Below are 8,995 nucleotides of genomic sequence, written 5' to 3' on the forward strand. Positions count from 1 at the left end.
CCGCCGTTCGAGGCCGCCTGCGCCGCGGTCTGGCTCCACGGCGACGCCGGCCTGCGCCACGGCCCCGGGCTGATCGCCGAGGACATTCCGGAACTGATGCCCGCGGTGCTGGCAGATGTTTTGGAACGGCTCAGAGGCTGACGACGGTCTCTTCCCTCCCGCAGGAGGAGGTAGGAACGCGTCCCTCACGTCACCTCGAAGCAGGTCCACAGCCCTGTGTCGAACCGCTCCAGCACCGTTGCGCTGATCAACCAGCGGCCAGGGTTGTCGGCCTGGAAGGCGATGCGCGCGGTGCGGCCTTCGAGCAGCTGGAAGGTGTCGAGCCAGTAGGGCTCCCAGCCGTCGTCGAGGGGGTGGAGCAGGCGGAAGACGTGGCCATGCAGGTGCAGCGCCTGCGGGAAGGCGGTCTCGTTTCGCAACGCCAGCACCACCACCTGGCCGCGCTTCACCGTGAAGATCGGCGCAAGGCCCGCGGTCGCGCTGGTGCCGTTGACCGACCAGATCCGCTTGGCGTCGCCGGAATAGACCGGCTCGGCCTCCGGCTTGTCCTTCTGGAGGGCGGCGCCCCCGGTGATGACCACGTCGCGCCGCAACGCGTTCTGGAGCTTGACCTCGCGCGGCAGCAGCGGGTTCTCGCCGATCGGCCCGATCGGCAGCCGCTTCTCGGTGACCGGCGCACCCTTGGTGACGACGGTGGCGAGCTGCAGGCCCTGGCCGACGAGCGCGGTGATCGCGCCCTTGGCGTCGGCCTCGGCCGGCAGGTCGATCAGAAGGTCGTAGCGGGTGCCGGGCGGGAACGGTAGCGTCGCGCGCAACGGCTCGAAGGTGTCGGTCGGCTGGCCGTCGACGGCCGCGACGTAGACCTTCAGGCCCTCGAAGCGGATGCGGGTCGCCCGCGCGTTGCAGGCGTTGCCGAGCCGAACCCGGATGCGGCTGCCCGGCCGCGCCTCGAAGGTCGCCGGCACGTTGGCGCCGTTGATGGTGACGAGGTTGCCGAGCCGTCCGTTGCTCGCCGCGAACGCGGTCTGTCCGAAGGGCAGCAGCGTGCCGTCGTCCTGCAGGCGCCAGTCCTGCATCAGCAGCGACACGTCGGCCTCGACGGCGGGCGGTGCCTTCTCCTCGACCACGAGGAAGCCGGCGAGACCTCGCCCGGACGGCTCGCTCGATCCGCCGACCACCAGCGGCCGGACCAGGAAAGTGCCGGCGTCCGGCGGCACGAAATCGTAGGTGAAGTCGGCGCCGGGCGCGATCGCCGCCTGCGTCACCCCGCCGACGCCGTCCATGGCGTTCTTGTTGCGCACCCCGTGCCAGTGCAGGGAGAGCGGCTTGTCGGTCTTGTTCTCGACGCGCACCCGAACGGCCTCGCCGAGCTTCACGCGCAGGGCCGGGGGCGCCGACTTGCCGTCGATCGACCATGTCGCGGTCTCGGGGGCGGGTTCCGGCTTGAAGCGCGTCTTGCCGGGCACCGCCGTCAGCAAACGTGGTTCCGGCAAGGGCGCGGCGGGTGCCGGCGCGGCGGGGGTGGGCTTGCCCTGCGCCCGAACGGACCGGGGAAGCAGAAGGAACGCGGCACTTCCCAGAAAGAGCGCTCGACGCGACGCGCCGGATCGAGATTCGGTCGGCGGTGCGGATCGGGCTGGCGGCATGGAACCTCGTGACGACGGGGCGATCGCGCGGAATCCACGCGGGAATTCAGGGCCGCCGGTTGTAGCCGCCGCCCTCGCGCGGCGCCACCGTTTCGGACCCGCAAGTTTTTTGCTGCGGCCTGTGTCCCGCATGCTATAGACCCGCCCTCCGGTGGCCGGACACGCGCCGGGCATCGGCGCTCGCGGGCGTGGCGGAACTGGTAGACGCGCTGGTTTTAGGTACCAGTGTCGCAAGACGTGGGGGTTCGAGCCCCTCCGCCCGCACCAGCACCGCCTTCGGAAACGGTAACGGCCGATCCCTGCGCGGACGCGGCCGGCCGGCTCCTCCAGCGGATGCCGTTCGCCTTGCGCGCGGGTCCCGCTTCCCCGTACCGAACCCGCGACTCCGTCAGGCCTCCGATGAGGCCGCGCCCGGATTCTCGCGCACACGATCACACGGACTTTGAGAGCGACGACGATGCAGGTGACCGAGACACACTCCGAGGGGCTGAAGCGCACGTTTCAGGTGTCCCTCGCCGCGAGCGAGCTCGAGGATCGCCTGAACACCGAGCTGTCGGGCATGAAGGACAAGGTCCAGCTGAAGGGCTTCCGTCCGGGCAAGGTGCCGGTGGCGCACCTGCGCAAGGTCTACGGCCGCTCGGTGATGGCCGACGTGGTGCAGAACGCCGTCAACGAGGCGAACCAGAAGATCGTCGCCGACAACGGCCTCAAGCTCGCCCTCGAGCCGCAGATCGAGTTCCCCTCCGACCAGTCGATCGTCGAGAAGGCGCTCGACGCCAAGGCCGACCTCTCGTTCAAGGTCGCCCTCGAGGTGCTGCCGAGCTTCGAGCTCGCCGACCTCTCCGACGTCAGCCTCACCAAGCAGGTCGCCACCCCCTCCGATACGGAAGTGACCGAGGCGCTGGAGCGCATGGCCGGCCAGAGCCGTCCGTTCGCGGACCGTGACGAAGGCGCGGCGGCCGAGACCGGCGACCGCCTCACCATCGACTTCGTCGGCCGCATCGACGGCACAGAGTTCGAGGGCGGCAAGGGCGAGGGCATCGACCTGGAGCTCGGCTCGAATTCCTTCATCCCCGGCTTCGAGGAGGCTCTCGTCGGCGCCAAGGTCGGCGAGCAGCGCCTGGTCAAGGCAACCTTCCCGGAGGCCTACGGCGCCGAGCAGCTCGCCGGCAAGGACGCCGAGTTCGACGTGACCGTCACCAAGATCCAGGCCCCGGGCGAAGCCAAGATCGACGACGAATTCGCCAAGGGCATGGGCCTCGACTCCCTCGACGCGCTCAAGGAGGCCGTGGCCAAAGCGATCGGCACCGATTTCGAGGCGGCCTCGCGCCGCAAGCTCAAGAAGGAGCTCCTCGACGCGCTCGACGGCCGCTACGCCTTCGACCTCCCGCCCTCGCTCGTGGCGCAGGAATTCGCCAGCGTCTGGGCCCAGGTCGAGCAGGACCTGAAGTCCCGCGGCAAGACCTTCGAGGACGAGGACACCACCGAGGAGAAGGCGCAGGCCGAGTACCGCAAGATCGCCGAGCGTCGCGTGCGCCTCGGCTTGGTGCTTGCGCAGGTCGGCGAGAGCGCCGATATCAAGGTCTCCGATGAAGAGGTGAACCAGGCCCTCATCGCCCGGGTCCGGCAGTTCCCGGGCCAGGAGCAGCAGGTCTGGGATTTCTACCGGAAGAATGCACAGGCGCTCGCCGAGCTTCGCGCGCCGCTGTTCGAGGAAAAGGTCGTCGACCACGTCCTCGGTCAGGTCAAGCTGGTGGAGGAGCCTGTCTCGAAGGAGACGCTCTTCGCCGACGAGGAAGCCGACGACGCCGGGAACGAGAAGGCCGACGCCAAATCGGCCGACGCCGAGGCCGCGTCGGCCGGCTCGAAGGCCGACTGAGCCCGCGCTCGTCTCGAGGCGGCGGGCTTATGGTTAGGCGGCGTTAAGGAATGCCGTCGTTCGCTGACGCGCCCGGCCTCTCCGTGATTCGCGGAGGGCCGGGCCCCTTGGAGCCCTAAAGGCCATGATGAGAGATCCGGTCGACTATTATAACAGCGCGCTCGTGCCGATGGTGGTCGAGCAGTCGAGCCGCGGCGAGCGGGCGTTCGACATCTACTCGCGGCTGCTGCGTGAGCGGATCATCTTCCTCACCGGACCGGTCGAGGATTACGGCGCGTCGCTGATCGTCGCGCAGCTCCTGTTCCTAGAGGCCGAGAACCCGAAGAAGGAAATTTCCTTCTACATCAACTCGCCCGGCGGCGTGGTGACCTCGGGCCTGTCGATCTACGACACGATGCAGTTCATCCGCTGCCCGGTGACGACGCTCTGCGTCGGCCAGGCCGCTTCGATGGGCTCCCTGCTCCTCACCGCCGGCGAGCCGGGTCACCGCTTCGCCCTGCCGAACGCCCGCATCATGGTCCACCAGCCGTCCGGCGGGTTCCAGGGGCAGGCCACCGACATCCTGATCCACGCCCGCGAGATCGAGGCCCTCAAGAAGCGCCTCAACGAGATCTACGTGAAGCACACCGGGCGCGACTACGATTCCATCGTCCAGGCGCTGGAGCGCGACAACTTCATGACCGCCGACGCGGCGCGTGAGTTCGGCCTGATCGACGAGGTCATCCAGAAGCGGCCCGAGCCGGCCGCCGCCTGAAGAACCCCGCACCCGTCCCCGGCGGCCACGCGCCGCTGCGGGAGGGGTGTGGCGATCGCGGCCTTGATCCGGCCGCGGCCGCGTGTTTGCATCGGGGCTCGCAACGACCAATTCGGGCCGGACCCCAAGGCAAAGACGCGCAGGTGACTTTTTCTTTAAGCGGATCCCCTTAACTGTGAACGATGCGCGTGTGCCCCGGCTGGCAGCGCACGCACGAATCGGAGACCGATATGAGCAAGACTGGCGGCACCGACTCCAAGAGCACGCTGTACTGCTCGTTTTGCGGCAAGAGCCAGCACGAGGTCCGCAAGCTGATCGCGGGCCCGACGGTGTTCATCTGCGACGAGTGCGTCGAGCTGTGCATGGATATCATTCGCGAGGAATCGAAGTCCTCGCTGGTGAAGAGCCGCGACGGCGTCCCTACGCCGAAGGAGATCCGGCGCGTCCTCGACGACTACGTCATCGGCCAGGACTTCGCCAAGAAGGTCCTCTCGGTCGCGGTGCACAACCACTACAAGCGCCTCGCCCACGCGACGAAGCACAACGACGTCGAGCTGGCCAAGTCCAACATCATGCTGATCGGGCCGACGGGTTCGGGCAAGACGCTGCTCGCGCAGACGCTCGCTCGCATCCTCGACGTGCCGTTCACCATGGCGGACGCGACCACCCTGACGGAAGCTGGCTACGTCGGCGAGGACGTCGAGAACATCATCCTCAAGCTGCTCCAGGCCTCCGACTACAACGTCGAGCGGGCGCAGCGCGGGATCGTCTACATCGACGAGATCGACAAGATCTCCCGCAAGTCCGACAACCCGTCCATTACCCGCGACGTTTCGGGCGAGGGCGTGCAGCAGGCGCTCCTGAAGATCATGGAGGGCACCGTCGCCTCCGTGCCTCCGCAGGGCGGCCGCAAGCACCCGCAGCAGGAATTCCTGCAGGTCGACACGACCAACATCCTGTTCATCTGCGGCGGAGCCTTCGCCGGGCTGGAGCGGATTATCTCGGCGCGCGGCAAGGGCACCTCGATCGGCTTCGGCGCGACCGTGCAGGCCCCCGACGACCGGCGCACCGGCGAGGTGTTCCGCTCGGTCGAGCCGGAGGATCTCCTGAAGTTCGGCCTCATCCCCGAGTTCGTCGGCCGCCTGCCCGTGCTGGCGACGCTGGAGGACCTCGACGAGGACGCACTCAAGAAGATCCTGCAGGAACCGAAGAACGCATTGGTGAAGCAGTACCAGCGGCTGTTCGAGATGGAGAACGTCGACCTGACGTTCCAGGACGAGGCGCTGTCGCTCGTCGCCCGCAGGGCGATCGAGCGAAAGACCGGCGCCCGCGGCCTGCGCTCCATCCTGGAGACGATCCTGCTCGACACGATGTACGATCTGCCGGGTCTCGACTCGGTCGAGCAGGTCGTGATCGGGCCTGAGGTGGTCGAGGGCAAGTCGCGCCCGCTCTTCATCCACGGCGACCGCAACAAGGAAGCGCCGGCCAGCGTCAGCGCCTGACGTGCGTCGGCGCACGCGCGCTAAGTCGTTGATGTCGCGGGTCGATCCTCGATTGATCCGCGACGGGTGGTCACCTTGAAACGAGGTGCGGGGGGGACCACCTGAGGCTCAGCGCAGTGGCCGCTGCCTCCTACGAGGGGCGGTGCCGCGCCACCAGCCGCAAAGTCTCCAGCAGCCCTTTCCGACCCTCGCGGCCCGGTCGGCCCCTGGCAGGAAGCTTGCTCCAATTCGGAGGAGCGACCGCCCGGCGTCCCTCATGAGGAAGTCAACGATGACCCAATCGAAATCCCGCCAGCCGGTCGTCCCGGGCTCGACCGGCGCCTACGCCGTCCTGCCGTTGCGCGACATCGTCGTCTTCCCGCACATGATCGTGCCGCTGTTCGTCGGGCGCGAGAAGTCGATCCGCGCCCTCGAGGAGGCGGTCAAGACCGACCGCCACATCCTGCTCGCCACCCAGATCAACGCCGGCGACGACGACCCGGCCACCGACGCGATCTACACGATCGGCACGCTCGCCTCCGTGCTGCAGCTGCTGAAGCTGCCCGACGGCACCGTGAAGGTGCTGGTCGAAGGCGGTGGCCGTGCCAAGATCACCGGCTTCACCCGCTCGGACGAGTATTATGAGGCCGAGGCTGAGGCCCTGGTCGATGAGCTCGGCGACAAGGTCGAGGCCGAGGCGCTGGCCCGCTCGGTGCTCTCGGAGTTCGAGAACTACGTCAAGCTCAACAAGAAGATTTCGCCCGAAGTCGTCTCGGCGGTCACGCAGATCGAGGAGCCCTCGAAGCTCGCCGACACGATCGGCTCGCACCTCCTCGTCAAGATCGCCGACAAGCAGGCGATTCTGGAGACGCCGACCGTGGCCGCCCGCCTCGAGCGCGTGCTGTCGCTGATGGAGAGCGAGATCTCCGTGCTGCAGGTGGAGAAGCGCATCCGGACCCGCGTGAAGCGGCAGATGGAAAAGACCCAGCGCGAGTACTACCTCAACGAGCAGATGAAGGCGATCCAGAAGGAGCTCGGCGATGAGGATGGCCGCGACGAGCTGGCCGAGCTCGAGGACAAGATCGAGAAGACCAAGTTCACCAAGGAAGCCCGCGAGAAGGCCTCGGCGGAGCTGAAGAAGCTGCGCCAGATGTCGCCGATGTCGGCGGAAGCGACGGTGGTGCGCAACTACCTCGATTGGATGCTCGGCATCCCGTGGAACAAGCGCTCGAAGATCAAGAAGGATCTCCTCGGCGCCCAGGTCCTCCTCGACGGCGACCATTTCGGCTTGGAGAAGGTCAAGGAGCGGATCGTCGAGTACCTCGCCGTGCAGCAGCGGGCGAACAAGCTCACCGGGCCGATCCTGTGCCTCGTCGGGCCTCCCGGCGTCGGCAAGACCTCGCTCGGCAAGTCGATCGCAAAGGCGACTGGCCGCGAGTTCGTGCGGATGTCGCTCGGTGGCGTGCGTGACGAGGCCGAGATCCGCGGTCACCGCCGGACCTATATCGGCTCGATGCCGGGCAAGATCGTCCAGTCGATGCGCAAGGCCAAGACCTCGAACCCGCTCATCCTGCTCGACGAGATCGACAAGATGGGCATGGACTTCCGCGGCGATCCCTCCGCGGCGCTCCTCGAGGTGCTAGATCCCGAGCAGAACTCGACCTTCAACGACCACTATCTCGAAGTCGATTACGACCTGTCAAACGTGATGTTCGTGACCACGGCCAACACCCTCAATATCCCCGGCCCGCTGATGGACCGCATGGAGGTGATCCGCATCGCCGGGTACACCGAGGAGGAGAAGGTCGAGATCGCACGCAAGCACCTGATCCAGAATGCGCTGAAGAAGCATGGCTTGGACAGCAAGGAATGGTCGATCGACGACGAGGCCCTGCTGATGCTGGTTCGCCGCTACACGCGGGAGGCGGGCGTCCGCAACCTCGAGCGCGAGCTGTCGAACCTGATCCGCAAGGCGGTCAAGGAGATCCTGATCACGAAGGTAAAGAGCGTCGAGGTCGACGTGGAGCGCCTGCAGGTCTTCCTCGGCCCGCCGAAGTTCCGCTACGGCGAGATCGATGCGGACGATCAGGTCGGCGTCGTCACCGGCTTGGCCTGGACCGAGGTCGGCGGCGAGCTGCTGACAATCGAGGGCGTCATGATGCCGGGCAAGGGCAAGATGACGGTCACGGGCAACCTGAAGGACGTGATGAAGGAGTCGATCTCGGCGGCGGCGAGCTACGTTCGCTCCCGGGCTCTCGATTTCGGCATCGAGCCGCCGTTGTTCGAGCGCCGGGACATCCACGTCCACGTTCCGGAGGGGGCGACCCCGAAGGACGGGCCGTCGGCCGGCATCGCCATGGCGACCGCCATCGTCTCGACCTTCACCGGGATACCAGTGCGCCGCGATATCGCCATGACCGGCGAAGTCACGCTCCGCGGTCGGGTGCTGCCGATCGGCGGTCTGAAGGAGAAGCTGCTCGCCGCACTCCGCGGCGGCATCAAGACGGTGTTGATCCCTGAGGAGAACGCCAAGGACATCGCCGAGGTGCCCGACAGTGTGAAGAACGGGATGGAGATCATCCCCGTCGCGATGATGGACCAGGTGCTGAAGCAAGCCCTCGTGCGCCAGCCGGTAGCGATCGAATGGGAAGAGGTCATCCCGGTCAAGAAGACGACCGAGGACGGCGCCGCCTTCGTCGCCCACTAAAGCCCGAGCAAGGACGACGAGGCCCCGGAGCGCTGCTCCGGGGCCTTTCGCTTGTATGGTCCGCTTGTCGAAAGAGCCTCCATGCGCATCTTGGTGATCAATCCCAACACGACGGAAGCGGTGACCGAACGGGTCGTCGAGCATGTCCGCCGCATCGCTCCATCGGCGACGATCGTGCCGGCCACCGGCCGCTTCGGCGCGCGCTACATCGCTAGCCGGGCCGCGGCGGCGATCGCCGCCCACGCCGCCCTCGACGCCTATGCGGCGTTCGGCGCGGAGTGCGACGCGGTCTACCTCGCCTGCTTCGGCGATCCCGGCCTGCTGGCGCTTCGCGAAATCGCACCCGTGCCGGTGGTCGGCATGGCCGAGGCCGCCTGCCGCGAGGCAGCGGCCGCGGGGCGCTTCTCGATCGTCACCGGCGGGACGGCGTGGCGGCCGATGCTGAGCGAGTTCGTCGCGCTCCTCGGCCTGTCCGACCGGCTCGCCGGCATCCGCGCGACGAACGCCACCGGCGGCGAGATCCACCGC

6 protein-coding genes and 1 tRNA gene are annotated in these 8,995 nt (G+C 67.5%); 6 read left to right on the forward strand and 1 reads right to left on the reverse strand.

Annotation, left to right across the window (positions count from 1 at the left end):
- Positions 1–185: 185 nt before the first annotated feature.
- Complete coding sequence (locus FV222_RS11065; RefSeq protein ID WP_147814281.1) at positions 186–1,646, reverse strand: multicopper oxidase family protein; 1,461 nt, start codon at positions 1,644–1,646, stop codon at positions 186–188.
- 182 nt (positions 1,647–1,828) lie between these two features.
- On the opposite strand from FV222_RS11065, the gene FV222_RS11070 reads away from it, so the two are divergent.
- The 6 genes from FV222_RS11070 to FV222_RS11095 form a co-directional block, all read left to right on the forward strand.
- Positions 1,829–1,913 (forward strand) — tRNA-Leu (locus FV222_RS11070).
- Positions 1,914–2,103: 190 nt separating this feature from the next.
- Entirely contained in the window at positions 2,104–3,525 is a 1,422-nt protein-coding gene (tig, locus tag FV222_RS11075) for a trigger factor (protein ID WP_147814283.1), read from the forward strand.
- A 127-nt stretch (positions 3,526–3,652) separates the two neighbouring features.
- The gene (locus FV222_RS11080) at positions 3,653–4,279 is read left to right on the forward strand and encodes an ATP-dependent Clp protease proteolytic subunit (protein ID WP_147752831.1); all 627 of its coding nucleotides are present in this window, start codon (positions 3,653–3,655) and stop codon (positions 4,277–4,279) included.
- A gap of 230 nt (positions 4,280–4,509) precedes the next feature.
- Positions 4,510–5,781 (forward strand): ATP-dependent Clp protease ATP-binding subunit ClpX, encoded by a 1,272-nt coding sequence (gene clpX, locus FV222_RS11085; RefSeq protein WP_147814285.1) that lies wholly within the window; start codon positions 4,510–4,512, stop codon positions 5,779–5,781.
- 271 nt (positions 5,782–6,052) lie between these two features.
- Positions 6,053–8,467 carry an endopeptidase La gene (gene lon / locus FV222_RS11090; protein ID WP_147814287.1) on the forward strand — a complete coding sequence of 805 codons (2,415 nt, stop codon included), beginning with the start codon at positions 6,053–6,055 and terminating at the stop codon, positions 8,465–8,467.
- Positions 8,468–8,548: 81 nt separating this feature from the next.
- Positions 8,549–8,995: aspartate/glutamate racemase family protein (locus FV222_RS11095; RefSeq protein WP_187277305.1), on the forward strand; the 447-nt coding region annotated here is incomplete at its 3' end.

Origin of the sequence: Methylobacterium sp. WL103 (genome assembly GCF_008039885.1) — a bacterium.
GTDB classification, from domain to species: Bacteria; Pseudomonadota; Alphaproteobacteria; order Rhizobiales; family Beijerinckiaceae; genus Methylobacterium; species Methylobacterium cerastii.